This is a genomic window from Streptomyces sp. NPDC093568 (assembly GCF_044764945.1).
Taxonomy (GTDB): domain Bacteria; phylum Actinomycetota; class Actinomycetes; order Streptomycetales; family Streptomycetaceae; genus Streptomyces.
Genome location: NZ_JBIWJD010000006.1, coordinates 452,746 through 474,115 on the forward strand (window position 1 = coordinate 452,746; position 21,370 = coordinate 474,115).

The 21,370-nt window shown below is 71.1% G+C and carries 20 protein-coding genes and 1 tRNA gene; 8 read left to right on the forward strand and 13 right to left on the reverse strand.

Annotated features, from left to right (window positions below; translation table 11 throughout):
- The first annotated feature begins 31 nt into the window (after window positions 1-31).
- The gene (locus ACIRD7_RS25880; protein ID WP_403457285.1) at window positions 32-805 is read left to right on the forward strand and encodes a LuxR C-terminal-related transcriptional regulator; all 774 of its coding nucleotides are present in this window, start codon (window positions 32-34) and stop codon (window positions 803-805) included.
- Between the two features lie 94 nt (window positions 806-899).
- On the opposite strand, the gene tamR is transcribed toward ACIRD7_RS25880, so the two are convergent.
- Window positions 900-1,397, reverse strand: coding sequence for a MarR family transcriptional regulator TamR (gene tamR / locus ACIRD7_RS25885; RefSeq protein ID WP_059196100.1), 498 nt, complete (start codon window positions 1,395-1,397; stop codon window positions 900-902).
- 106 nt (window positions 1,398-1,503) lie between these two features.
- On the opposite strand from tamR, the gene ACIRD7_RS25890 reads away from it, so the two are divergent.
- The 3 genes from ACIRD7_RS25890 to ACIRD7_RS25900 all read left to right on the forward strand — a co-directional run bounded on the left by ACIRD7_RS25890 (window position 1,504) and on the right by ACIRD7_RS25900 (window position 2,918).
- Window positions 1,504-2,313, forward strand: coding sequence for a trans-aconitate 2-methyltransferase (locus tag ACIRD7_RS25890; RefSeq protein ID WP_403457287.1), 810 nt, complete (start codon window positions 1,504-1,506; stop codon window positions 2,311-2,313).
- Entirely contained in the window at window positions 2,313-2,681 is a 369-nt protein-coding gene (locus tag ACIRD7_RS25895; RefSeq protein WP_403457288.1) for a glyoxalase, read from the forward strand. Before ACIRD7_RS25890 ends, ACIRD7_RS25895 begins: the two co-directional genes overlap by 1 nt.
- Before the next feature lie 63 nt (window positions 2,682-2,744).
- Complete coding sequence (locus tag ACIRD7_RS25900; RefSeq protein ID WP_403457290.1) at window positions 2,745-2,918, forward strand: CsbD family protein; 174 nt, start codon at window positions 2,745-2,747, stop codon at window positions 2,916-2,918.
- Window positions 2,919-3,046: 128 nt separating this feature from the next.
- On the opposite strand, the gene ACIRD7_RS25905 is transcribed toward ACIRD7_RS25900, so the two are convergent.
- Window positions 3,047-3,724, reverse strand: a complete 678-nt coding sequence (locus tag ACIRD7_RS25905; protein WP_403457292.1) for a TetR family transcriptional regulator — start codon at window positions 3,722-3,724, stop codon at window positions 3,047-3,049.
- Window positions 3,721-4,731: an acyl-CoA desaturase gene (locus tag ACIRD7_RS25910; protein ID WP_403457294.1), complete on the reverse strand. Its 1,011-nt coding sequence runs from the start codon at window positions 4,729-4,731 to the stop codon at window positions 3,721-3,723. Before ACIRD7_RS25910 ends, ACIRD7_RS25905 begins: the two co-directional genes overlap by 4 nt.
- A gap of 306 nt (window positions 4,732-5,037) precedes the next feature.
- Here ACIRD7_RS25910 and ppc point away from each other — a divergent pair, with 306 nt between their 5' ends.
- Window positions 5,038-7,779 carry a phosphoenolpyruvate carboxylase gene (gene ppc / locus ACIRD7_RS25915; protein WP_403457296.1) on the forward strand — a complete coding sequence of 914 codons (2,742 nt, stop codon included), beginning with the start codon at window positions 5,038-5,040 and terminating at the stop codon, window positions 7,777-7,779.
- A gap of 73 nt (window positions 7,780-7,852) precedes the next feature.
- On the opposite strand, the gene ACIRD7_RS25920 is transcribed toward ppc, so the two are convergent.
- The 8 genes from ACIRD7_RS25920 to ACIRD7_RS25955 form a co-directional block, all read right to left on the reverse strand.
- Window positions 7,853-8,530, reverse strand: coding sequence for an LPXTG cell wall anchor domain-containing protein (locus ACIRD7_RS25920; protein WP_403457298.1), 678 nt, complete (start codon window positions 8,528-8,530; stop codon window positions 7,853-7,855).
- 136 nt (window positions 8,531-8,666) lie between these two features.
- Window positions 8,667-9,155: a hypothetical protein gene (locus ACIRD7_RS25925; RefSeq protein WP_403457299.1), complete on the reverse strand. Its 489-nt coding sequence runs from the start codon at window positions 9,153-9,155 to the stop codon at window positions 8,667-8,669.
- 65 nt (window positions 9,156-9,220) lie between these two features.
- Entirely contained in the window at window positions 9,221-9,823 is a 603-nt protein-coding gene (gene pth / locus ACIRD7_RS25930; protein ID WP_403457301.1) for an aminoacyl-tRNA hydrolase, read from the reverse strand.
- Between the two features lie 96 nt (window positions 9,824-9,919).
- Window positions 9,920-10,516 carry a 50S ribosomal protein L25/general stress protein Ctc gene (locus ACIRD7_RS25935; RefSeq protein ID WP_403457302.1) on the reverse strand — a complete coding sequence of 199 codons (597 nt, stop codon included), beginning with the start codon at window positions 10,514-10,516 and terminating at the stop codon, window positions 9,920-9,922.
- A gap of 185 nt (window positions 10,517-10,701) precedes the next feature.
- Window positions 10,702-11,682 (reverse strand): ribose-phosphate diphosphokinase, encoded by a 981-nt coding sequence (locus ACIRD7_RS25940; protein WP_403457305.1) that lies wholly within the window; start codon window positions 11,680-11,682, stop codon window positions 10,702-10,704.
- A gap of 77 nt (window positions 11,683-11,759) precedes the next feature.
- On the reverse strand, window positions 11,760-13,208 hold the full coding sequence (glmU, locus tag ACIRD7_RS25945) for a bifunctional UDP-N-acetylglucosamine diphosphorylase/glucosamine-1-phosphate N-acetyltransferase GlmU (RefSeq protein ID WP_403457307.1): 1,449 nt from the start codon (window positions 13,206-13,208) through the stop codon (window positions 11,760-11,762).
- Window positions 13,209-13,331: 123 nt separating this feature from the next.
- Window positions 13,332-13,402, reverse strand: a tRNA-Gln gene (locus ACIRD7_RS25950).
- A 6-nt stretch (window positions 13,403-13,408) separates the two neighbouring features.
- Window positions 13,409-14,281, reverse strand: a complete 873-nt coding sequence (locus tag ACIRD7_RS25955) for a hypothetical protein (RefSeq protein ID WP_403457509.1) — start codon at window positions 14,279-14,281, stop codon at window positions 13,409-13,411.
- 167 nt (window positions 14,282-14,448) lie between these two features.
- Here ACIRD7_RS25955 and ACIRD7_RS25960 point away from each other — a divergent pair, with 167 nt between their 5' ends.
- Window positions 14,449-15,783 (forward strand): sensor histidine kinase, encoded by a 1,335-nt coding sequence (locus tag ACIRD7_RS25960; protein ID WP_403457309.1) that lies wholly within the window; start codon window positions 14,449-14,451, stop codon window positions 15,781-15,783.
- 86 nt (window positions 15,784-15,869) lie between these two features.
- On the opposite strand, the gene ACIRD7_RS25965 is transcribed toward ACIRD7_RS25960, so the two are convergent.
- Both ACIRD7_RS25965 and ACIRD7_RS25970 read right to left on the reverse strand, forming a co-directional pair.
- Window positions 15,870-16,364 (reverse strand): SUKH-3 domain-containing protein, encoded by a 495-nt coding sequence (locus ACIRD7_RS25965; RefSeq protein WP_403457311.1) that lies wholly within the window; start codon window positions 16,362-16,364, stop codon window positions 15,870-15,872.
- A gap of 85 nt (window positions 16,365-16,449) precedes the next feature.
- Entirely contained in the window at window positions 16,450-16,974 is a 525-nt protein-coding gene (locus ACIRD7_RS25970; protein WP_403457312.1) for a YwqJ-related putative deaminase, read from the reverse strand.
- 308 nt (window positions 16,975-17,282) lie between these two features.
- Here ACIRD7_RS25970 and ACIRD7_RS25975 point away from each other — a divergent pair, with 308 nt between their 5' ends.
- Complete coding sequence (locus ACIRD7_RS25975) at window positions 17,283-18,278, forward strand: SMI1/KNR4 family protein (protein WP_403457314.1); 996 nt, start codon at window positions 17,283-17,285, stop codon at window positions 18,276-18,278.
- Between the two features lie 8 nt (window positions 18,279-18,286).
- Window positions 18,287-21,193, forward strand: a complete 2,907-nt coding sequence (locus tag ACIRD7_RS25980; RefSeq protein ID WP_403457316.1) for an SUKH-4 family immunity protein — start codon at window positions 18,287-18,289, stop codon at window positions 21,191-21,193.
- The last annotated feature ends 177 nt before the right edge of the window (window positions 21,194-21,370 follow it).

Consider the following 21,370-nt stretch of genomic DNA (forward strand, 5'->3'; position numbering starts at 1 on the left):
TGCTCTTCAGGAGCTTGGGGAAGGGGGTTTCGTGGTTCGCATCCGAGTCCTGGTCGTCGACGACCATCGCATCTTCGCCGAGTCGCTCGCCGCCGCTTTGGCCGCCGAGCCCGACGTCGACGTCTCCGCCGCGGGCAGCGGTCCGGCCGCCCTGCGCAGCCTGGAGCGCGCGGCCGCCGAGGGGCGGCGGTTCGACGTCCTGCTCGTCGACGCCGACCTGGGCGGCAGTGTGCCGGGGGTCCGGCCCGCCGTGCCCGTCCAGGAGGTGGGGGAGGACGGGCTCGTGGACGGCATCTCGCTGGTCGCCGGGGTCCGCTCCGCGCAGCCGGCCGTACGGATCGTCGTCCTCGCCGAGAAGGACGATCCGCGCCGGGCCGCGCTCGCCCTGCAGGCCGGGGCGTCCGGCTGGGTGGCCAAGGACTGCTCGCTGTCCCGGCTGCTCACCGTCATCCGCGGCGTGCTGCGCGAGGAGACCCATCTGCCGCCGGCCCTGCTCACCGGGGTGCTGCGCGAGCTGACGGCCGCCCGCAAGCACCGCACCGAGAGCGAACGGCTGGTGGAGTCACTGACCCCGCGCGAGCGGGAAGTGCTGCGGTGCATGGTGGCGGGCCTGGGGCGCAAGGCGGTCGCCGAGCGCCTGTACCTGTCCCCGCACACCGTCCGCACCCATATGCAGAACGTCCTGGGCAAGCTCGGCGTCCACTCGACACTGGCCGCGGTCGCGCTGGCGCGCCGCGCCGGGGTCGGCCCGGTCGACCTGGGCTCAGCAGGCCGAATCCTGCCGGAGGAAAGCAGCAGCGCCTAGCGGCAACCCCCTAAGGGGCGCGGGGAACTGCGCGACCAGCCACATGGGCGCCGCAGACAACCGACGACCCAACCCGGCGCTACCGGCGGAGCGCCTAGCCGGGGATGTTGTCGAAGGGCGCCGTCAACTGGCGCAGCAACCCGGCCAACTCACCCCGCTGCGCACGCGAAAGCTCCGCAAGGATCGCCCGCTCCTGGTCCAGCAACCCGGCGAGCGCCTGATCCGCCCGATCGCGCCCCTCGTCCGTGAGCCGGACGAGGACCCCGCGCCGGTCGCTGGGATCGGGGAGGCGCTCCACCAGGCCCTTCTTGGCCAGGCGGTCGATGCGGTTCGTCATCGTGCCCGAGGTGACGAGGGTCTGCGTCAGCAGCTGCCCCGGGGAGAGCTGATACGGCGTCCCCGCGCGCCTGAGCGCGGTCAGCACGTCGAACTCCCAGGGCTCCAGGCTGTGCTCGGAGAAGGCCAGCCGACGCGCGCGGTCCAGATGCCGGGCCAGTCTGCTCACCCGGCTGAGCACCTCGAGCGGTTCCACGTCGAGGTCAGGGCGCTCCCGGCGCCACGCTGCGACCAGCCGATCGACCTCGTCCTCCATAGCGATCAGTGTAGTGGTTGTGTCGACATGAAGTCTCTTGACGTCAAGATACTTGGAAGGGCAGGCTGGAGAGCGAGAGCCAGCAGCACCCGACAGGAGGCCCGCCATGTCCGCTGCCGCCACCCCCACCTGGGACCCGGCCCAGTACCTGCGTCACGCCGGCCATCGCGCACGCCCCTTCGCCGACCTCCTCGCCCGCGTCCCCGACCTCCCCGCCGACCGCCCCCGCATCGCCGACCTCGGCTGCGGCCCCGGCAACGTCACCGCCCTGCTCGCCGAGCGCTGGCCCACCGCGCACATCACCGGCTACGACAACTCCACCGAGATGCTCGACCGGGCCCACGTCGAACACGAGGGCCCGACAGCGGGCGGCGGCCGCCTCGACTTCACCCACGCCGACGTACGGACCTGGACGCCCGAGGAGCCGTACGACCTCGTCGTCAGCAACGCCACCCTCCAGTGGGTGCCGGACCACGCCGAGCGGTTCGGCGCCTGGGTGGCGGGCCTGCGCCCCGGCGGCACCTTCGCCTTCCAGGTCCCCGGCAACTTCGCCGCCCCCAGCCACCAGCTCATGCGCGACCTCGCCTCCCGGCACGGCCTCGCCGGGGCGCTGCGCCACGAGGACGCCGTGCTCGCCCCGGAGGCGTATCTGAGCCGCCTGTCCGACCTGGGCTGCGCCGCCGACGTCTGGGAGACGACGTACGTCCACCTGCTCACCGGTGAGGACCCGGTGCTGGACTGGGTCAAGGGCACCGGACTGCGACCGGTCCTCACCGCCCTCGCCGACGATCCCGAGGCGCGCGAGGCCTTCCTCGACGACTACCGCGGCGCCCTGCGCCGGGCCTATCCGTCCGGCCCGCACGGCACACCGTTCCCGTTCCGCCGGATCTTCGCCGTGGCCCGCAAGGAGGCGTGATGATCACCGCCGTCGACCACGTCCAGCTCGCGGCCCCGCCCGGCTCGGAGGAGCGGCTGCGGACGTACTACGTGGAGGTCCTCGGGATGGCCGAGATCCCCAAGCCGCCCGCCCTGGCCGCGCGCGGGGGCTGCTGGTTCCACGCGGGCGGTGTACAGCTGCACCTCGGCATCGACGCGGACTTCCACCCCGCCCGCAAGGCGCACCCCGGGCTGCGGGTCACCGGCATCGAGCGCTACGGCGCCCGGCTGGCGGCCCACGGGGCGCCGGTGGAGTGGGACGAGAACCTCCCCGGGCACCGGCGCTTCTACTCCAGCGACCCGGTCGGCAACCGGCTGGAGTTCCTGGAACCGACGACCCCGGTTTGAGGGGGGCCGCTCAGGGTCACCCGCTCGGTGACCCCGACGTCGAACCTTGCGGGAGTGAGGAACGTGGCGAAGGAAGAGAAGACCCGGGCCAAGAAGGAACAGGTCAAGGGCAAGGCCAAGGAAGCGATGGGCCGCATCGTCGGCAACGAGCGGATGACCGCCGAAGGCAAGGCCGACCAGATGAAGGGCGACGCGCGCCAGGCCAAGGAGAAGGGCAAGGACACCTTCAAGCACTGAGCTTCGAGCGCTGAGCTTCGAGCAGGAGCTTCAAGCAGGGAGCCTCAGGCAGTAAGCGTGCCCGCACACAGAACGCGCGGGGTGCCGCACCGGCGCCCCGCGCGTCAGTACCCGCGTCAGTTCCCGCGTCAGCTCTTGCGACGCCCTATCAGGTGCGGCTTGGCCTCTAGGCCGTCCAGCCCGTGCCACGCCAGGTTCACCAGATGGGCCGCCACCTCCGCCTTCTTCGGCCGGCGGACGTCCAGCCACCACTGCCCGGTCAGGGCGACCATCCCGACCAGGGCCTGCGCGTAGAGCGGGGCCAGCTTGGGGTCGAAGCCACGGCTCTTGAACTCGCGGCCCAGGATGTCCTCCACCTGGGTGGCGATGTCCGAGATCAGCGAGGCGAAGGAGCCCGTCGACTGGGGGATGGGCGAGTCACGGACCAGGATGCGGAAACCGTCCGTGTACTCCTCGATGTAGTCGAGGAGCGCGAAAGCCGCCTGTTCGCACAGCTCACGCGGGTGGCCGGCGGTCAGCGAGCTGGTCACCATGTCCAGCAGCCGGCGCATCTCGCGGTCCACCACGACCGCGTACAGCCCCTCCTTGCCGCCGAAGTGCTCGTAGACCACCGGCTTGGACACCCCGGCCTTCGCCGCGATCTCCTCCACCGACGTGCCCTCGAAGCCCTTCGCGGCGAAGAGGGTGCGACCGATCTCCAGCAGCTGCTGGCGGCGCTCCGCACCGGTCATCCGGGTGCGGCGCGTCCGCCGCTGCTTGTCAGTGCCGGGGGTACTGCTGGAGTCGGTCGCCACGCCGTCAATCATGCCGCCTTCGCGGGCTCCCCTCGGCGCCGGGAGCCGCCTTCCTCGGTGTTCCGGCGCGAATCGATACGGGAGCGTGACGGCCAGCGCACGTCGTACGCCCAGCCGAACTGCTCGCACCAGCGGATGATCCGCGCCGAGGAGTCGATCTGCCCGCGCTCCACGCCGTGCCGCGCGGACGTCGGGTCGGCGTGGTGCAGGTTGTGCCAGGACTCACCGCAGGACAGGATCGCCAGCCACCACACGTTGCCGGACATGTCACGCGACTTGAACGGGCGCCTGCCCACCGCGTGGCAGATCGAGTTGATCGACCACGTCACGTGGTGCAGCAGCGCCACCCGCACGAGCGAGCCCCAGAAGAAGCCCGTGAACGCGCCCCACCAGGACATCGTCACCAGTCCGCCGATCAGGGCGGGCAGCGCCAGCGACAGCATCGTCCAGTAGATGAACTGCCGGGAGATCGTGCGGATCGCCCCGTCCTTGATCAGATCCGGTGCGTACTTGTCCTGCGGCGTGCGCTCCTCGTCGAACATCCAGCCGATGTGCGCCCACCACAGGCCCTTCATCAGCGCCGGGAGCGTGTCGCCGTAACGCCACGGCGAGTGCGGGTCACCCTCCGCGTCCGAGAACTTGTGGTGCTTGCGGTGGTCCGCGACCCAGCGGACCAGCGGGCCCTCCACCGCCATCGAGCCCGCGACGGCGAGCGCGATACGCAGCGGGCGCTTCGCCTTGAAGGAACCGTGGGTGAAGTAGCGGTGGTAGCCGATCGTGACGCCGTGGCAGGCGAAGAAGTAGAAGAAGACCAGCAGACCGAGGTCGAGCCAGCTCACCCCCCAGCCCCAGGCCAGCGGAACCGCGGCGGCCAGCGCCAGGAACGGGACGACGATGAAGAGGAGAAGCGCGAACTGCTCGAGCGACCCCTTCTTCTCACCGCCGAGGGTGGCTGAGGGAGTCGTGGTGTCGTCGTTCGCCTTCGGGGCGTCTTCGATCACATCGGAGCTCGTGGTCATGGGGCGTCCCCTGTGGGGTCGAGGGTTTTGGCAGGTGCCGGGGTTGCGGGAACTGTTCCCGGGTTTCGTTACAACGGTCCCTACGGTTCCGTAACCTACGGCGTCGTAAGTATGGCAGTGCGTCGCCCGGCGGCAAGAGCCCGTGAGACTGCGCGTCCGCATCGACACCTATCCTGGTGTCGGTCGGACAGCGCGGTCCGCTCTGATTTCTTTCCCGGATGTCAGGAGCCGTATGCGGCGCCCGCCGCGCGGTGCCTGCGCCGGGTTCCCTCCGGACGAGCTTCAACACTGCAAGGAGCCGCACCTGTGAGCAGTGCCGACGACCAGACCGTGTCCACGGCGACGACCAGCAGCGAGCTGCGTGCCGACATCCGCCGGCTGGGTGACCTCCTCGGGGAGACCCTCGTCCGGCAGGAGGGCCCCGAGCTCCTCGACCTCGTCGAGAAGGTACGCCGCCTCACCCGCGAGGACGGCGAAGCCGCCGCCGAGCTGCTGCGTGGCACGGAACTGGACACCGCGGCCAAGCTGGTCCGCGCCTTCTCCACCTACTTCCACCTGGCCAACGTCACCGAGCAGGTCCACCGCGGCCGAGAGCTGCGCGCCCGACGCGCCGCCGAGGGCGGACTTCTCGCCCGAACGGCCGACCGCCTCAAGGACGCCGACCCCGAGCACCTGCGCCAGACGGTCCAGCACCTCAACGTGCGTCCCGTCTTCACCGCGCACCCCACCGAGGCCGCCCGCCGCTCGGTCCTCAACAAGCTCCGGCGCATCGCCGCCCTGCTGGAGGCCCCGGTCCTCGAAGGCGACCGCCGCCGCCACGACACCCGACTGGCCGAGAACATCGACCTCGTCTGGCAGACCGACGAGCTGCGCGTCGTACGCCCCGAACCCGCCGACGAGGCCCGCAACGCGATCTACTACCTCGACGAACTGCACGCCGGCGCCGTCGGCGACGTCCTGGAGGACCTGACCGCGGAGCTGGAGCGCGTCGGCCACAAGCTCCCCGACGCCACCCGCCCGCTCACGTTCGGCACCTGGATCGGCGGCGACCGCGACGGCAACCCCAACGTCACCCCCCAGGTGACCTGGGACGTCCTCATCCTCCAGCACGAGCACGGCATCAACGACGCCCTGGAGATGATCGACGAGCTGCGCGGCTTCCTGTCGAACTCCATCCGCTACACCGGCGCCACCGAGGAACTCCTGGAGTCCCTCAAGGCCGACCTCGACGCCCTGCCCGAGATCAGCCCCCGCTACAAGCGCCTGAACGCCGAGGAGCCCTACCGGCTCAAGGCCACCTGCATCCGGCAGAAGCTGGAGAACACCAAGACCCGCCTGGCCAGGAACATCCCGCACGAGGCCGGCCGCGACTACCTCGGCACCGGCGAGCTGCTGCAGGACCTCACCCTGATCCAGACCTCGCTGCGCGAACACCGCGGCGGCCTCTTCGCCGACGGCCGCATGAACCGCACCATCCGCACCCTGTCCGCGTTCGGCCTCCAGCTCGCCACCATGGACGTCCGCGAGCACGCCGACGCCCACCACCACGCCCTCGGCCAGCTCTTCGACCGGCTCGGCGAGGAGTCCTGGCGCTACGCCGACATGCCCCGCGACTACCGCGCCAAGCTGCTCGCGAAGGAACTGCGCTCCCGCCGTCCCCTCGCGCCCACCCCGGCGCCCGTCGACGCGGCCGGCGAGAAGACCCTCGGCGTGTTCGAGACGATCAAGCGGGCCCTGAAGGTCTTCGGACCCGAGGTCATCGAGTCGTACATCATCTCGATGTGCCAGGGCGCCGACGACGTGTTCGCCGCGACCGTCCTCGCCCGCGAGGCCGGCCTGATCGACCTGCACGCCGGCTGGGCGAAGATCGGCATCGTGCCGCTCCTGGAGACCACCGACGAGCTCAAGGCCGCCGACACGATCCTGGAGGACATGCTCTCCGACCCGTCGTACCGGCGCCTGGTCGCGCTGCGCGGCGACGTCCAGGAGGTCATGCTCGGCTACTCCGACTCCTCCAAGTTCGGCGGCATCACCACCTCGCAGTGGGAGATCCACCGCGCCCAGCGCCGCCTGCGCGACGTCGCCCACCGCTACGGCGTGCGGCTGCGGCTCTTCCACGGCCGCGGCGGCACCGTCGGCCGCGGCGGCGGCCCCTCGCACGACGCGATCCTCGCCCAGCCCTGGGGCACCCTGGAGGGCGAGATCAAGGTCACCGAGCAGGGCGAGGTCATCTCCGACAAGTACCTCGTGCCCTCGCTCGCCAGGGAGAACCTGGAGCTGACCGTCGCGGCCACCCTCCAGGCCTCCGCCCTGCACACCGCCCCGCGCCAGTCGGTCGAGGCGCTGGCCCGCTGGGACGCGGCCATGGACGTGGTGTCCGACGCCGCGCACACCGCGTACCGCAAGCTGGTCGAGGACCCCGATCTGCCGTCGTACTTCCTCGCGTCGACGCCGGTGGACCAGCTCGCCGACCTGCACCTCGGCTCCCGGCCCTCCCGCCGCCCCGGCTCGGGCGTCTCCCTCGACGGCCTGCGGGCCATCCCGTGGGTGTTCGGCTGGACCCAGTCCCGCCAGATCGTCCCCGGCTGGTACGGCGTCGGCTCCGGCCTGAAGGCGCTGCGCGAGGCGGGCCTGGACACCGTGCTCGACGAGATGCACGAACAGTGGCACTTCTTCCGGAACTTCATCTCCAACGTCGAGATGACCCTCGCGAAGACCGACCTGCGCATCGCCCGCCACTACGTCGAGACGCTGGTCCCGCAGGAACTCCAGCACGTCTTCGCCGACATCGAGGCCGAGCACGAGCTGACCGTCGCCGAGGTGCTCAAGGTGACCGGCGAGAGCGAACTCCTGGCCGCCACCCCGGTCCTGAAGCAGACGTTCGCCATCCGCGACGCCTACCTCGACCCGATCTCCTACCTCCAGGTCGCCCTGCTCAAGCGCCAGCGCGACGCCGCCGCCAGCGGCGCCGAGCCCGACCCGCTGCTCGCCCGCGCCCTGCTCCTCACGGTCAACGGCGTGGCGGCCGGCCTGCGCAACACCGGCTGACCGCACAGCACACGACAGTGCCCCCGCGCTCCGTACGAGCACGGGGGCACCGTTCGTTCACCGGCTCCGCGCGTCAGGCCTTACGACGCCGGAACACCAGGTAGCCGCCCGCGCCCAGCAGCGCGGCCGCGGCCGCCGACAGCAGGCCCACCGGGGCCCCGTTGCCGGTCTCGGCGAGATCGCCCTCGGCATCGCCCTGCACCGACGGCGACGACGACGGAGCCGCCTCGCCGGCGGACGTGGACGGGCTCGCGGCCGGCTCGGTGCTCTCCTCGCCGGGCGTCTCGGGCTCGGAGGCGGACGACGAGGGCGTGCCGCTCGGCTCCTCGTCCTCGCAGTCCGTCCAGAACACCTTGTGCTTGGCGGACCCCTTCTCACCCTCGAAATTCCAGAACAGCTTGTAGTGCCCGTCGGGCAGGGTCAGGTCCTCCGTACGGCCATGACCCTCGCCGTCCAGGGTGATCGCGCCGGACTTCACGGTCTCGCCCTTGACGGCGGCCGTCGGGGCCCAGGCCTCGATGTGCCAGGAGACCTGCTGGACGGAGTCGAAGCCGAACGCGTCGAGATAGAACTCGCACACGTGCGGTTCGTTCTTACGCAGTTCCTCGCCGGTGGTGGCGTCATGGATCTTCACGGTGCCGTTGTCGCCAGGGCCTGCGGCAATCGCCGTCGCGTGCGCGGCGGCCGGCGCGGACAGCAGCGCCGCGGCGGCGACGGCGGTCAGGGCACCGACGCGGTTGAGGGTACGCATGGGGCAGTAGTCCATCTTCGAGAAGGAACGGGAAGATGTGGAGGGGGCGGCTCAGCTTCCTGCCGGGACTGACTCCAGGTCAATCACGAACAGACAACACATCGATCCTCCACAGAAAAGGAGAACGGCCCCGCCCTCAAACCGTCACGAACGCCGCCGTCAGCAACGCGACCCCGGACCCCGCCATCACCCACGCGAGCCGCGTCCGCCGCAACCCGCCCGCGACCACCACCGAGGCCAGCAACAGCGCCCCGCCCAGCGGAACCCACGAGTAGAGGACACCCGCGGGACCCGAGCGCACGACCTCGTCACCGCCCGGCTTGATCACCACCGCGTACGTCTGCCCCTTGCGCACGGCCACGTTCTTCTCGATGACGACCGACTCACGAGGCTGAGAGCCCGCCGAGACCGGGTTGTACGGACCGCTGCACGTGTCCGCACCACACCGCGTCACCTCGATCGTGCCGCTCTCCCGGCCCTTCGTGAGCATCACGTGATGAGCCGTGCCCCACGAGGCCCACACACCGGCGATCAGAATCAGCACCACGACCGTACCCATCGCCGCGAACCGCCCGAACCGCAGCGCGGCGAAAGCTCCCTGACTGGACACAACGGCAGAAGGCATGGCCGCGATCCTTGGCCATGCCCATGCGGTCGGTCAACTTCGGTCCGGCCGGACCGGCGGACAAGTCAGGAGTTGTACGTGCTTTGCGCCCGCTCCAGCCCCTCGATCACCAGACACTCCACCGCGTCCGCCGCACGGTCCACGAAGTAGTCCAGCTCCTTGCGCTCCGCCGAGGAGAAGTCCTTCAAGACGAAGTCCGCGACCTGCATACGACCCGGCGGGCGCCCGATCCCGAACCGCACCCGGTGATAGTCCGAACCCATCACCTTCGTCATCGACTTCAGCCCGTTGTGCCCGTTGTCGCCGCCGCCCAGCTTCAGTCGCAGCACGCCGTAGTCGATGTCCAACTCGTCATGAACGGCAACGATATTGCCGACCGGCACCTTGTAGAAGTCACGCAGCGCGTTCAGCGGCCCGCCCGACAGGTTCATGTACGACATCGGCTTCGCCAGGATCACCCGCCGGTTCAGCGGCCCCGGCGGCCCGATCCGCCCCTCGACGACCTGCGCCTGAGCCTTCCCGGCCCGCTTGAACTTCCCCCCGACCCGCTCGGCCAGCAGATCGGCCACCATGAACCCCACGTTGTGCCGGTTCATGGCGTACTCGGGTCCCGGATTACCGAGGCCGGCGATCAGCCACGGCGCGCTCGGATCGGTCGTCACGTCCATGTCTCCTTGATACGCGCCAGCCGCTGCCCCCCTCGGGAACAGCGGCTGACAAAACGATGACAGGGCCGAGGATCACGCCCCTGCCAGAGCAGAGGATCAGGCCTCGGCGACTTCCTCGCCCTCGGCCTCTTCGCCCTCGGGGGCCTCCTCGACCTGCGCGGCCAGGACCTGGAGGACGACCGTGTCCTCCTCGACGGCCAGCGTGGTGCCCTTGGGCAGCTTGATGTCCTTGGCGAGGACGGAGGCACCGGCCTCCAGGCCCTCGACGGACACCGTGAAGGACTCGGGGATGTGCGTGGCCTCGGCCTCGACCGGCAGCGCGTTCAGGACGTGCTCCAGCAGGTTGCCACCGGCGGCCAGCTCGCCCTCGGCGTGCACCGGAACCTCGACGGTGACCTTCTCGCCGCGCTTGACGAGCAGCAGGTCGACGTGCTCCAGGAAGCCCTTCAGCGGGTCACGCTGCACGGCCTTCGGGATCGCCAGCTCGTTGGTCTTGCCGTCGATGTCCAGGGCGATCAGGACGTTCGGCGTACGCAGCGCGAGCAGCAGGTCGTGGCCGGGAAGCGTGAGGTGCAGCGGGTCCGAGCCGTGGCCGTACAGGACGCCGGGGACCTTGCTGTCACGGCGGATACGACGGGCGGCACCCTTGCCGAACTCGGTACGGGTCTCGGCGGAGATCTTGACCTCGGACATGATCACTCCTCGTAGAAAACTGGGGGCGGACGTGGTCACCCGGCCACGAACGGCCTGCTACGAAGAGCGCGTCGATAACGGACCACCGCATCCCGTGAACGGGAAACGGCCTCCCTCGCCGAGCAACTGAAGCAGTCTACTCGGAGGGGGAGGCCGTTCCCAAAAGGATCTCTGTCGCGTGCTCTCTACTGCTCGTCGAACAGGCTCGTCACCGAACCGTCCTCGAACACCTCACGCACCGCACTCGCGATCGTCGGCGCGATCGACAGCACCGTCAGCTTGTCCAGATCCCGCGCCAGCTCACCCGGCGTCGGCAGCGTGTTCGTGAACACGAACTCGCTCACCCGGGAGTTCTTCAGCCGGTCCGCCGCCGGACCCGACAGCACACCGTGCGTCGCCGTCACGATGACGTCCTCCGCACCGTGCGCGAACAGCGCGTCCGCCGCGGCGCAGATCGTGCCACCGGTGTCGATCATGTCGTCGACCAGCACGCACACCCGGCCCTTGACCTCACCCACGACCTCGTGGACGGTCACCTGGTTCGCCACGTCCTTGTCGCGCCGCTTGTGCACGATCGCCAGGGGCGCGCCCAGCCGGTCGCACCAGCGGTCGGCCACGCGCACGCGGCCGGCGTCGGGGGAGACCACCGTCAGCTTCTCCCGGTCCACCTTGTCGCCCACGTAGTCGGCGAGCAGCGGAAGGGCGAAGAGGTGGTCGACCGGGCCGTCGAAGAAGCCCTGGATCTGGTCGGTGTGCAGGTCGACCGTCAGAATGCGGTCCGCACCCGCGGTCTTCATCAGATCCGCGATCAGACGCGCCGAGATGGGTTCACGCCCGCGGTGCTTCTTGTCCTGACGGGCGTAACCGTAGAACGGCACGATGACGGTGATGGACCGCGCCGACGCGCGCTTCAACGCGTCGATCATGATCAACTGCTCCATGATCCACTGGTTGATCGGAGCCGTGTGGCTCTGGATCACGAAGCAGTCCGCGCCGCGCGCCGACTCCTGGTAGCGGACGTAGATCTCACCGTTGGCGAAGTCGAAGGCCTTCGTCGGAACGACCCCGACCCCCAACTGCTGGGCGACCTCCTCGGCAAGCTCGGGGTGGGCGCGGCCGGAGAAGAACATCAACTTCTTCTCGCCGGTCGTCTTGATCCCGGTCACAGCACTGTCTCCTCAGAGGTATCTCAGCTGGGTGTGCACTTATCACGGTACGCCGTGTTTGACGCGCCCGTTTCCGGTCAGTCTTCGCTCTCCACCTGCCGTGAAGCCGCCTCCGCCGCCTTCGCGGCGGCACTGCCCGGACGCTTACGAGCCACCCAACCCTCGATATTCCGCTGCTGACCACGGGCCACGGCCAGCGAACCGGGCGGTACGTCCTTCGTGATCACGGACCCGGCGGCGGTGTACGCGCCGTCCCCGACCGTGACAGGAGCCACAAACATGTTGTCCGAACCGGTACGGCAGTGAGAACCCACCGTCGTGTGGTGTTTGTCCTGTCCGTCGTAGTTAACGAACACGCTCGCCGCACCGATGTTGGTGTACTCGCCGATGGTCGCGTCACCGACGTACGACAGATGCGGCACCTTCGTGCCCTCACCGATCGAGGCGTTCTTCGTCTCGACGTACGTACCGATCTTGCCCTTCGCGCCGAGCCGCGTCCCCGGCCGCAGATACGCGAACGGCCCCACACTCGCCTGCGGGCCCACGACGGCACCGTCCGACACCGTGTTGTCCACCCGGGCACCCGCGCCGACCCGGGTGTCCTTCAGCCGGCTGTTGGGGCCGACCTCCGCGCCCTCGGCGAGATGGGTCGCGCCCTGCAACTGCGTGCCCGGCAGGACGACGACGTCCTGCTCGAAGGTGACGGTCACATCGATCCAGGTCGTCGCCGGATCGACGACGGTCACGCCGGCGAGCATCGCGTCGGTCAGCAGCCGGTCGTTCAGGATCCGGCGGGCCTCGGCGAGCTGCACACGGTTGTTGATCCCGGCGATCTCACGGTGGTCGACGGCCACGGACGCCCCGACGCGGTGACCGGCCTCGCGCAGAATCCCGAGCACGTCGGTGAGGTACTCCTCGCCCTGGCTGTTGTCGGTGCGCACCTTGCCCAACGCGTCCGCGAGGAGTTGCCCGTCGAACGCGAACACACCCGAGTTGATCTCCCGGATCGCCCGCTGCGACTCGGTCGCGTCCTTGTGCTCGACGATCGCCGTCACGGCACCGGAGGCGCCGTCGCGCACGATCCGCCCGTAGCCGGTCGCGTCCGGAACCTCGGCCGTCAGCACGGTCACGGCGTTGCCGTCGGCGGAATGCGTGGCGGCGAGGCGGGTGAGGGTCTCGCCGGTCAGCAGGGGCGTGTCCCCGCACACGACCACGACGGTCCCGTCGACGGAACCACCGAGCTCCTCCAGACCCATCCGTACGGCGTGCCCCGTACCGTTCTGCTCGGCCTGCACGGCGGTGCGCACACCCGGGTCGATCGCACCGAGGTGCGCGGTGACTTGCTCACGGGCGTGCCCGACCACGACGACGAGATGCTCGGGGTCCAACTCACGGGCGGCGGCGAGCACATGACCCACGAGACTGCGTCCGCAGATCTCGTGCAGGACCTTGGGTGTGGCCGACTTCATACGGGTGCCCTCACCCGCTGCGAGAACGACGACGGCTGCCGGGCGAATGGCGCTCACGGTTTGCCCTTCGGATGTGGCGGGGGTGGGGTGACATCCGCAGGATACCGGGGTGTTTCGTGGGCGATATGAGAGCGGGCCCTGACTGAGCTGTTGGCGGTCAGGGCCCGGACCGAGCATCTGCTCCCGGGGGAGGACTCGAACCCCCATGATCAGAACCAAAATCTGACGTCTTGCCCTTAGACGACCCGGGATTGCCGCTATGTCCGATTTCCTAGATCGGATGCGGTGGCAGCCCCTACTATGCCGTACCACCAGCCTTCGACGCGACGGTACAGCTCGGCGCTCTGCCGAACGGTGAGCACGAGGCAGCCGCGATAGTCGTCGCCGGTGTTCTTGCGCACGGTCTTCGGGTTGTGCCGCTTCAAGGTCGTCTTGCCGAAGGCGCTGCGATCCGCCTCGACCACGTCCGCCCAGTAGCGTTCCGCCGCCGCGACGTCCGCCGTTTCATGAATCATCACGCGGTACTGGACGCGATCTCGCTCCACTTCCAGCAGGTCGAGCCAGGCCAGGAACAGCCGAACCACGCCGGGGTCGCTGTTCACGAAGGCGACCCTTTCACGTCTGGCGTGGGGTTTGTCCTTCGTGCCCTCGGCCCAGTAGAGCGCGACACCGGCCACGAACAACTCGCGTGCGGACAGCGCGCCGATCTCCTCGGCGGCAGCTGCCTTTGTCCGCCGGCGCTGTTCCTCTCGCACCGCGAGTTCGTGCTCCCACCGCTTGCGTGCCGCCAGCCTCGCCTGTTCCTTCGGATCGCGGCGCTCCGGTTTCGGCAGGTCGCGTACCCATAGGGACACCGAGCTTCGTGAGCAGCCCAGTTCCGCCTCGATCTGGTCATACGTCCAGCCCTGGAGCCGCAGCTCCCGCGCCTTCGCCCTCAGGTCGTCCTTCGCGCGAGGTCGCTTGGTCCACTCCGGCGGCGGTTCACCCTTCACCAGCTGGTTGAGGATGTCGTTGTTGAAGATCTTCAGCTCGTCCCGGATCTGCCGAAGGCTGTAGCCCCGCCGCCGCAGTGCCACTGCCTGCTCCCGCAGGCTCTCGAAGTCGGCGTATTTGCCATGTGGGTGTGCCATGGGCATACCGTCCGGGCGGAATGATCGCTTCCCGGGTCGAACGATGAGCGATTCAGCAGTTCGAGGGATATCGGGCGGTTTCGCTTACGTTCGGTTACGCAGTGTGGTGTAGGCCAGTCGTCAAAACTCCCCGGAAATGGACGTGCGGCGGCCCTTAGGCTGGAGCCATGACCACGACGGGGGAAGAGCGCGCCGAGGTCCCGCCGCCGAGGGCGGGGCCTTGGTGGTGGGATCGGGTGCGCAGTGCGGTGCTGGACGTGAGTCTGGGCGTCGTGTCCGCGCTGGAGTGCGGGGTCGAGGGGGTTCGGTTCGCGGGGGACGCCGGGATTCCGGTGGCCGTGGGCGTGGTGTTCGGGCTGCTCGCGGGCGCGGTGCTGGTGCTGCGGCGCCGGTGGCCGATCACGGTCGTGCTGGTGTCGATCGCCGTTCTGCCGGCCCAGATGGGGTTCCTGCTGGGCATCGTCGGGCTCTACACCCTCGCCGCTTCCGAGCTGCCGCGGCGGATCATCGCCGCGCTGGCCGGGATGTCGTTCGTTGGGACGTTGATCGTGACGTTCGTGTGGGTGCGGCAGGGGGTGGACCGGGGGGATCTGAGTTTCGGTGACTGGGTGGTTCCGTTCGCCTCGCTCACCACCGCGCTCGGTGTGACCGCGCCTCCGCTGCTGCTCGGCCTGTACGTGGGTGCGCGGCGGCGCCTGATGGAGAGCCTGCGGGAGCGGGCCGACAGTCTTGAGCGGGAGCTTCAGCTGCTCGCCGAGCGGGCCGAGGAGCGGGCCGAGTGGGCGCGGGGCGAGGAGCGGACCCGTATCGCGCGTGAGATGCATGACGTGGTCGCGCATCGGGTGAGTCTGATGGTGGTGCACGCCGCGGCGTTGCAGGCGGTCGCCCGGAAGGATCCCGAGAAGGCCGTGAAGAACGCGGCGCTGGTGGGTGACATGGGCCGGCAGGCGCTGACGGAGCTGCGGGAGATGCTCGGGGTGCTGCGCAGCGGGGCCGTCGAGGCGCGGCGGGTGCGGGGGGCTGTGGTGCCGCTGGCCGCGGTGGGGGCAGCTGCCGCGGCGGCCGCCGACCGGGAGCGGGCCGGTGGGGACGAGCCGGCCGGTGAGGGGCCTTGTCTGTCGGAGCTGGACGAGTTGATCGGGCAGTCGGCCGCGGCGGGCATGGTCGTGGATCTGTCGGTGGAGGGGGAGACGCGGGCGTACGCGCCGGAGGTCGAGCAGACGGCGTATCGCGTGGTGCAGGAGGCGTTGACCAACGTCCACAAGCATGCGGCGGGTGCGAAGACGCATGTGCGGCTGGCGCACCGGGTGTCGGAGATCGCGATGCAGGTGGAGAACGAGCCGCCGCCGGAGCTATCGTCGGCGTCGTCGGCGCGGCTGCCGTCGGGGGGCAACGGTCTGGTGGGGATGAAGGAGCGGGTCTCGGCGCTGGGCGGGGTGTTCGTGTCGGGGCCGACGGATGCGGGGGGATTCCGGGTGTCGGCGGTGATTCCGGCGGCTTAGCCGCTGCGAGCGGTGGCGGCCGGTGAGGCGCGCCGGGCGTGGCTCGGCTGGGTCGGGCCCGCCGCCGGTTTCGTCGCTTCGCCGGGTCAGCCCGCCGTGAGCCGTACCGGTTCTATCCCTGCGACGAGGCCGGCGAGAGCCTGGTCGATGTCGGGGCCGAGGTACCAGTCGCCGGTGTGGTCGAGGGCGTAGACGCGGCCTTCGGCGTCGATGGCGAGGAGGGCCTGGCTGTCGGTCTCGGTGCCGAGGGGGCAGACCTCGGTGTCGAGGGCGCGGCCGAGGTCGCCGAGGGTGCGGGCCATGTGCAGGCCGTGCAGGGGGTCGAAGTGGACGCTGGCGGGTGCGACCTGGCGGCCGGCACCGCCGGGTGCGATGTGCAGGCCGCCGAACTCGGCCCAGGCCTCCACGGCGGCCGGGAAGACGGCGTGGCGGTGACCCATCGGTGAGGTGTGCTCGCGCAGGGTGTCGGCCCAGACCTCTGCTTGCTTGATGTCCCAGCGTCCGGGTTGCCAGCCGGCGGCGCGCAGGGCGGCGTCCACGGGGACGGGGAAACGGGTGGAGGAGGTGCGGTCGGTGTGCATCTGCCCTTTGTTCGTCGGTGCCTGTGGGACGTGCGGGGGGTTGCGGGATTCGGGGTCGGGTTCGGGTTCGGGTCTGGGTGTCGGGTCAGCCGTCTTCTGCGGCCGGGTCGACGATGCGGACGCCGAAGTGGGCGCTGAGGGCGTTGCAGGCGCGGCAGGGGGCGGCGAAGCTGCCGTGCAGGGGGTCGCCGTCCTCGCGGATGCGGCGGGCGGTGAGCTTGGCCTGTTTGAGGGCTTTGCGGGCTTCGCCGTTGGTCATGGGTTTGCGGGCGGCGCGTTTGCTGCGGGCCGCGTCGGCGGTGGTGATGTGGCGCGAGATGAGGATGGTCTCGGCGCAGCGGCCGGTGAAGCGGTCGCGTTCGCCGCTGGTGAGGGAGTCGAGGAAGTCCTGCACGAGGTGGTGCAGTTCGGGGGGCTGGTCACCGCGGGCGGCGGTGCCGGTGAGGGTGGCGCCGCGGACGGAGAGGGCGGCGGCGACGGTGGGGAGTATGCCGTCGCGGCGGTGGCGGAGGGCGGGCGCGTGGGGGGTTTCGGTGGCACTCCAGCCGATGCGGGGGTCGCCGGACCTCGCCGCGTGCGGCCCTGTTTGCGTCGCGTTCATGATCATCATCCCCTCCCGAGCATCCCCCGGGCATGCTCTCGGACGTCACAGAGTGCCAAATGCCGTGGCGGGTGCGGAAGCTGGGGCGACGCGACACGCCCGGGTTTGGGCGCGCTGTCACGGCGGGGTGACGGCTGGTCACGGAAGCGGAAGGGGGCGTGACCGGCGCCGGTGACCGGTGTCGTCGTACCGCATAGGCTGTCGGCACCGCTTTCCATGCGGTGACGCGTGGACGCAGACGAGACAGTCGATACGTGGCGTTGTGACCGAGAGTGGTCATGGCGGCGCGTATCAGAACGCCGCAGGGGGCAACCGCCATGACGACAGGTCGGCTCGGGCAGCAAGCCGCGCCGCCGAACGCGGCCTACGCCGGGCAGGTCGTGCATTTCCCGGATCCGGTACGGGCGTCCCGTCACCCGAGAGGGGTACGCGTGGACGAGCGCGGTTACCCCGATTTCTCGGCGTACGCGCGTGCGGCGGCGGAGATCGCGGAGCCGCCGGAGGGTTTCGGGGTCGACGAGTTGCGGCTGACGGACTACGTGTCGGCGAACGCGGCACTGGCGGCGTCGGGGCACGAGCTGTGGGACACGGTGCCGGCGGTGGCGACACCGCACGGCTGGACCTGGCATCACGCCGTCGGCACCCGGCGGCTGGAGTTGGTCCCGGTCGAGGTGAAGGCGCTGCTGCGGCACCACGGCGGGATCGCGACGTCGGCGGTGGACCAGTACAAGCGCGGCACGCGGCCGTTGCAGGAGACGCGGCCCGCGCACTTCCGGCTGCCGAAGTCGGGTGTGGCGGTGACCGAGGCGCAGGCGCAGGGTGTCGAGGAGGACCTCGGGTACCGGCTGCCGGGCGCGTACCGGTCGTTCCTGAAGGCGGCGGGCGGGTGCGCGCCGGTGGGGACTGCGCTGGACGCGGAGTTGGGCCTCTTGATCGACCAGCCGTTCTTCACGGTGCGGGACGAGGCGGCGGTCAATGACCTGGTCTACGTCAACAAGTGTCTGCGTGACCATCTGACCAAGGACTACCTGGGTGTCGGCTTCGTCCAGGGCGGGTTGCTGGCCGTGAAGGTGAAGGGCGACCGGATCGGTTCGGTGTGGTTCTGCGCGTACGACGACGCGCGGGACGTGGATCCGTCGTGGCCGCCGGCGGAGCGGGTGGAGCGGCTGCTGCTGCCGTGCGGTGAGGACTTCGACGCGTTTCTGTCCCGGCTGGCGGGTTCTCCGCCGGAGTTGGAGACGGTGGCGAATCTGATGGTGGACGGTGGGTTCGCGCGTGCGGTGCCCGTCGCGGCCGCGGCTGTGGGGGAGTGAGCTTCGCGATGGTGACGTTCGCGCAGGCGCAGGAGCGCGCCGAGGAGTGGATCAACGGGGACCTGCCGGCGTACCAGCATCGTGAGGTGCGGGTGCGGGAGTTCGAGCGCGGGTTCGTGGTGTGGGCCGAGGACCGTGCGGACGGTCCGCGTTCGGACGGCGGTGCTCTGCGGCTGGTGATCGCCCGGGACAGCGGGGAAGCCACGTTGTGGCCCGCGTTGCCGGTGGGTGAGGTCGTGCGCCGGTACGAGGAGGAGTACGGCCGTGTCGCGGCGGCCGCGGAGCCGGCGTCGGCCGCTCCGGCCCGGGTGGACCTGAACCAGACGTCGTTCCTGCTGACTCCGCCGGAGTGGTTGCAGGAGGCGGCGGACAGGCTGGGGGCGCCGGACGGGCGTGACGGGGACGGGACTTCGCGGGCGGACGCCGGTGGTGCCGCGGGTGAGGGGGGTGCCGCGGGCGCCGGGGGGCTTCCTGAGACGTTGGGCGGGCCTCCTGCCGGGGAATCCGACTCGGGGGCGACTGCGCCGCCGAGGACGCCGGAGATGCCGGGAGTGCCCGCAGGGGCGACTCCCTGGGCGGGGACCGACACCAACGCCGATGCCGGTGAGGACCGTTCGGTGCCGTTGCCGGAGACGGTGTTCGCGCCGCCGCTGAGCGGTGACGACAGTGTGCCGCCGGACGCCAACACCGCACTGATGTCGGGCGGCAGCCAGCTTCCGCCTACGGCGGTGTCGCCTGCGGTCGGTGGTACGGACGGGCAGGGGGCCGGTGGTGCGTCGGGTGCGACGCCGCCGCCTCCGCCGGGTGTGCCTTCGTACGGGTATCCGCAGGGTGCGGGTGGTGCGTCCGGTGCGACGCCGCCGCCTCCGCCGGGTGCGCCGTCCTACGGGTATCCGCAGGCCGCGGGTGGGCCGGGGCAGCCGCCCGCGCAGAGCGCCGGGGACATCGCCGACGCCGCGACGAGCAAGGCGGCGCCTCCTCGGGGCCGGGGCCCTGCGACGCCGCCTCCGCCGCCGGGTGCGCCCGGTGTGCCGGGCGCGGGAGGCGCGCCCGCCGGGAGTACGCAGCCTGTGCCGCCGTCGGCTCCGGGTGCCGCCGGTGCTTCGGGTGGCGGCTATGTGCCCACGCAGCTCGTGTCGGCGTTCGGGCCCGAGGGGCCGGAGGGCGCCGCCGGGCCCGGCGCTCCTCAGGGACCCGGTGCCCCGAACACGCCTGGCCTTCCGCAGCCGCCCGGAGCACCGGGCGCGCCCGGTATGCCCGGCGCGCCGCAGCCTCCGGGTGCCCCCGGGGCGCCCAACCCACCCGGCACGCCCGGCGGTACGCCTCCGGGCGGGGTGCACCATGCCGCGACCATGCTGGCCGACCCCAACCCGCCCGGCATCCCCAGCCCGCCCGGTGCTCCGGGTGCCCCGGGCATGCCTGGTGCTCCGCAGCCTCCCGGTGCTCCGGGTGCTCCGGGTGCTCCCGGCGGTCCTGGTGCTCCGCAGCCGCCCGGCGCCCCCGGTGGTGCCCAAGGCGCCGTGCACCATGCCGAGACCGTGCTGGCCGCACCCTCGATGGGCGGCCCCGGCGTGCCTCCGCCGCCGCAGGCGCCCGGCGCGCCGCAGCCGCCGGGTGCCCCCGGCATGCCGCCGGCGAGTCCGGGTATGCCTGGTGCGCCGCAGCCTCCCGGTGCTCCCGGCGCTCCCGGTGGCCCGGGTATGCCTGGTGCTCCGCAGCCGCCTGGCGCCCCGGCTGCTCCCGGTGCCTCCGGCGCCCCGGCGGCCCCGGGGATGCCCGGTGCCCCCCAGCCCCCCATGGCGCCGGGCGCCGTTCCGCCGCCGCCCGGGCACGCCGGGCCGGGGCACCCCGCCCCAGGGCAGCCGATCCCGGGCCAGCCCATGCCGGGCCAGCCCGCCCCCGGGCAGCCCTCGTACGGATATCCGCCGCAGCCCACCGGTCAGCCGACCGTCGGCCCGGGCTACCAGGCCGTCCTGCGCTACCGCGCGCAGGACGGGTCGGAGCAGCAGCTGATCCGGCGTTCGGCGCCGGGTACGCCGCACCCGGAGTGGCAGATCTTCCATGAGCTGCGGGGCATGAACGTGCCGCCGGACCAGGTCCTGGAGCTGCACACCGAGTTGGAGTCGTGCGAGCTGCCGGGCGCGTACTGCGCGCGGATGATCCGGGAGCAGTGGCCCCAGGCGCGCATCACGTCGATCGCGCCGTACGGCACGGATCACGCGAGCCGGCAGCAGGGCATGCAGCAACTGCTCGCCCATCAGGGCGAGTTGCACCAGGTGGCCGACGGTCCCGCCCGGCCGGCGCCGGTGCGCGCACCGTTGCCGCAGGTGCAGGCGGCGCCGCCGATTCCGCCGGAGGGTGTGGCGCAGGAGCTGGCGGGGGCGTTCGGGCCGGGGCTCTTCCGGTTCGAGCAGGCCGCCGTGTCTCGGCAGGGCGTACCGCCGGTCGTGGCGCACAGCCTCGTCGTCGGCGGACTGCCGATGGACATGGGTCCGTTCTTCTGGGCGCAGGCCCAGCCGGGGCGGCCGGTTCCGACGCTGGCGGAGCTGGCGCAGGAGCGTGGCGTGCAGCCGGCGTCGGACGCCGGGTCGTACCTCGTCATGGGCAGTGACTTCGGCAAGGCGATCTGTGTGCAGTACGGGACGGCGAACATCGTCGCCGTGCCGGTGGAGGCCGGGCCGGGCGGGGCGCCCGTACCGCCGCAGTTCGTGAACACGGGCCTGCCCGAGTTCCAGCGCTGCCTGGCGCTGCTCGGCCGGATGTGGCGGCTGCGCTTCGGCCTCAACCAGGAGCAGGCGGGCCGCTGGACCGTCGACTTCCAGGCCCAGCTGGCCGCTCTCGACCCGGCGGCGCTCGGTTCGCCGGAGAGCTGGTGGTCGGTGCTGCTGGAGGAGATGTGGGACGGCTTGCTGTGACGCCCTCCGGCTGCCGCTGACCGCGGCGGCCGGGGCGTGAAGGGGCCGGCTCCGGGCGCACGTCCGGGGCCGGCCCTTTCGCGTACGCCCGCCCGAGCGCCCGCGCAACCCCACCCACGTGCCCCGCGTTCGCATGCCCGCGTGCCCCGCGTTCGTACGCCGATGTGCTCCCCGTCC

Coding starts and splice junctions, on each gene's coding strand:
- ACIRD7_RS25975 (WP_403457314.1), top strand. CDS start 17,283: ATGACGACAGGTCGGCTCGGGCAGCAAGCCGCGCCGCCGAACGCGGCC.
- tamR (WP_059196100.1), bottom strand. CDS start 1,397: ATGGAGGACGAGGTCGATCGGCTGGTCGCAGCGTGGCGCCGGGAGCGC.
- ACIRD7_RS25905 (WP_403457292.1), bottom strand. CDS start 3,724: ATGATTGACGGCGTGGCGACCGACTCCAGCAGTACCCCCGGCACTGAC.
- ACIRD7_RS25925 (WP_403457299.1), bottom strand. CDS start 9,155: ATGCCTTCTGCCGTTGTGTCCAGTCAGGGAGCTTTCGCCGCGCTGCGG.
- ACIRD7_RS25890 (WP_403457287.1), top strand. CDS start 1,504: ATGTCCGCTGCCGCCACCCCCACCTGGGACCCGGCCCAGTACCTGCGT.
- ACIRD7_RS25970 (WP_403457312.1), bottom strand. CDS start 16,974: ATGATGATCATGAACGCGACGCAAACAGGGCCGCACGCGGCGAGGTCC.
- ACIRD7_RS25955 (WP_403457509.1), bottom strand. CDS start 14,281: ATGGCACACCCACATGGCAAATACGCCGACTTCGAGAGCCTGCGGGAG.
- ACIRD7_RS25965 (WP_403457311.1), bottom strand. CDS start 16,364: ATGCACACCGACCGCACCTCCTCCACCCGTTTCCCCGTCCCCGTGGAC.
- ACIRD7_RS25960 (WP_403457309.1), top strand. CDS start 14,449: ATGACCACGACGGGGGAAGAGCGCGCCGAGGTCCCGCCGCCGAGGGCG.
- ACIRD7_RS25935 (WP_403457302.1), bottom strand. CDS start 10,516: ATGTCCGAGGTCAAGATCTCCGCCGAGACCCGTACCGAGTTCGGCAAG.
- pth (WP_403457301.1), bottom strand. CDS start 9,823: ATGGACGTGACGACCGATCCGAGCGCGCCGTGGCTGATCGCCGGCCTC.
- ACIRD7_RS25910 (WP_403457294.1), bottom strand. CDS start 4,731: ATGACCACGAGCTCCGATGTGATCGAAGACGCCCCGAAGGCGAACGAC.
- ACIRD7_RS25980 (WP_403457316.1), top strand. CDS start 18,287: ATGGTGACGTTCGCGCAGGCGCAGGAGCGCGCCGAGGAGTGGATCAAC.
- ACIRD7_RS25895 (WP_403457288.1), top strand. CDS start 2,313: ATGATCACCGCCGTCGACCACGTCCAGCTCGCGGCCCCGCCCGGCTCG.
- ACIRD7_RS25920 (WP_403457298.1), bottom strand. CDS start 8,530: ATGCGTACCCTCAACCGCGTCGGTGCCCTGACCGCCGTCGCCGCCGCG.